This window comes from Planctomonas sp. JC2975, from assembly GCF_012985205.1.
Taxonomy (GTDB): domain Bacteria; phylum Actinomycetota; class Actinomycetes; order Actinomycetales; family Microbacteriaceae; genus Humibacter.
In genome coordinates, this window is record NZ_JABEKS010000010.1 from 1 (window position 1) to 1,823 (window position 1,823).

A 1,823-nucleotide genomic window follows, 5' to 3' on the forward strand; every position below is an offset into this window, starting at 1 on the left:
CGGAAGAACTGGGTGGCCAAGCTGATCGGGCGGAAGAAGCTGCCGGAGGGCACGGATGTGTTCATCGGCCAGTGTCTGACGCACCACGTGCAGACCCTGACCGAGTACCGTGCAGACACTGCCATCGGCTCCTTCCTCGGCTTGACGGAGGCCACCTACCGTCGCCGCGAGGCAGGCAACCTCCTCGCGGACACCCCGACCCGGGCCCGCCACATCGCCCTGGCCGTGGTGCTCTCCGCCCGGGAGGCGCAGGCCGCCGACGAGCACTGCTGGCGCAGCGTGCGGGAGGCGGTCTCCTCCTACCTGCTGGCCTTGGAAGGCTGGGGATACCACCTCTCGGACGTGGAACGCCTCGCCGCCGGATACCCCGAACAGGACTAACCCCAAAGCCCGGTCGGCCTTCCCCCACAGGCAGGCCGACCGCGGGCCCGGCCTGGCCCAGAGGGCGGCGATCAGGCGTCTGCTCAAGGTGGCCGGCCCACCGGTCGACGACGATCCTGCGATCGCCTCCCGGCTCGGCGTCAACACGACCACCGTGGCCGGCATCCAGGACCAGCAACGCCACGCACAGACCACCCGTGAGGACACCACGGCAGCGCGGTGGCCGGCCCAAGAGATGGCCGCCTGGGTGATCCGCCCTGCAGGCGGGGTGTGCCCTGGTGTGGCCGTGGCCACCGATGAACCCCGAGGGCGTGCGAATCGACTAGCGATTCCCACGGTCCGTGCAACCACTGCCGCGTCGTGCGCCGCGCCGGGAACGCCACGGACTGAACCTGCGGGAACCCCCGCCAGCCCCGTCCACACCAGAGCATTCGGCAGGGGTCCAGTGAATGCAGCCAGCTCGACGCCAGCGTCGAACTTCCCACATTCACCAGGACATACAACAAGGGGGAAACATCATGAGCACTCTGATCACCGACAGCAACGCGGTCCTGACCTTCACCGGGCAATGGGCACGTCAGGAGATGGCGGACTACATCGCACCGGCGATGAGCTGCGACGAGGTCGACGCACTCTACGGGCTGCTGTATGCGATGGGGGAGCCGGCGACCGCCGACATGTGGATGACCGCACACGCACGGGGCGACCAGGCGGGGGAACGGCACTACCGGGCGACGGATGCGCAATACGCGGTGCCGGTCGACCCGATGGACCTGCTGCAATGCGACAGCTGCCAGTGAGACAGCGCGGGGGAGCGGAGGTGACCATGATGAGCACCAACTATGGGCAGCTGAACGCACACGAACTCGATCTGTTTGCCTCCGGCTACCTCGAGGCGATCGCCGACCAGAGCGGGGAGATGGAGCGGATGCGGACGGAGATCACCCGCCTCGGGCGCGAGCTCGAGGACGCGCGTGCCAACGCGGAAGCCGCCTACCACCAAGCATTCAGCGCCCGCGCCGGCCGCATCGCGGCGGCGGACACCATTAGGGGCATCGACATCATGCGAGCACGAGCGCAGGCCGATGCCAGACATGTCAGAAGCAACAGCGAGGATAACCAACGTGCCGAACTTTCTTGATCTGCCGACATCCACACCCGAGTTCAACCTGACGCCGTTGCAGCTCATCGTCCTAGGTGCGGTCGTCGTGTTGATGATCGCCTACGCATGGTGGTGGATATCGGCGTTCAGTCGCGGCGAAAGCGCGTTCGATAACCTGGCGACCTGGATTCGGATCCGTCGAGCACGACGCCTCGCACGGGCGAAGCGGCACGAAGAATCGGAGCGATGAGCTCGACGTGTTCGCCGCCGGCTACCTCGAGGCGATCACCGATCAGGCCTACGAGCTGGCACGGTTGCGCTGGTTGGTCGCCCGCCTCGA

At 67.0% G+C, this 1,823-nt stretch carries 2 protein-coding genes and 1 pseudogene; all 3 read left to right on the forward strand.

Annotated features, from left to right (window positions below; all coding sequences use genetic code 11):
• Positions 1-381 (forward strand): annotated as a pseudogene (locus tag HII28_RS19805) (hypothetical protein); the annotation flags it as partial.
• A gap of 518 nt (positions 382-899) precedes the next feature.
• Positions 900-1,181 (forward strand): hypothetical protein, encoded by a 282-nt coding sequence (locus tag HII28_RS19810; protein ID WP_170027680.1) that lies wholly within the window; start codon positions 900-902, stop codon positions 1,179-1,181.
• Between the two features lie 26 nt (positions 1,182-1,207).
• Entirely contained in the window at positions 1,208-1,522 is a 315-nt protein-coding gene (locus HII28_RS19815; protein ID WP_170027684.1) for a hypothetical protein, read from the forward strand.
• Positions 1,523-1,823: the final 301 nt, after the last annotated feature.

What these genes read in the sequence shown, in the direction of transcription:
- HII28_RS19810 (WP_170027680.1), top strand. Translation starts at nt 900, where the DNA reads ATGAGCACTCTGATCACCGACAGCAACGCGGTCCTGACCTTCACCGGG.
- HII28_RS19815 (WP_170027684.1), top strand. Translation starts at nt 1,208, where the DNA reads ATGATGAGCACCAACTATGGGCAGCTGAACGCACACGAACTCGATCTG.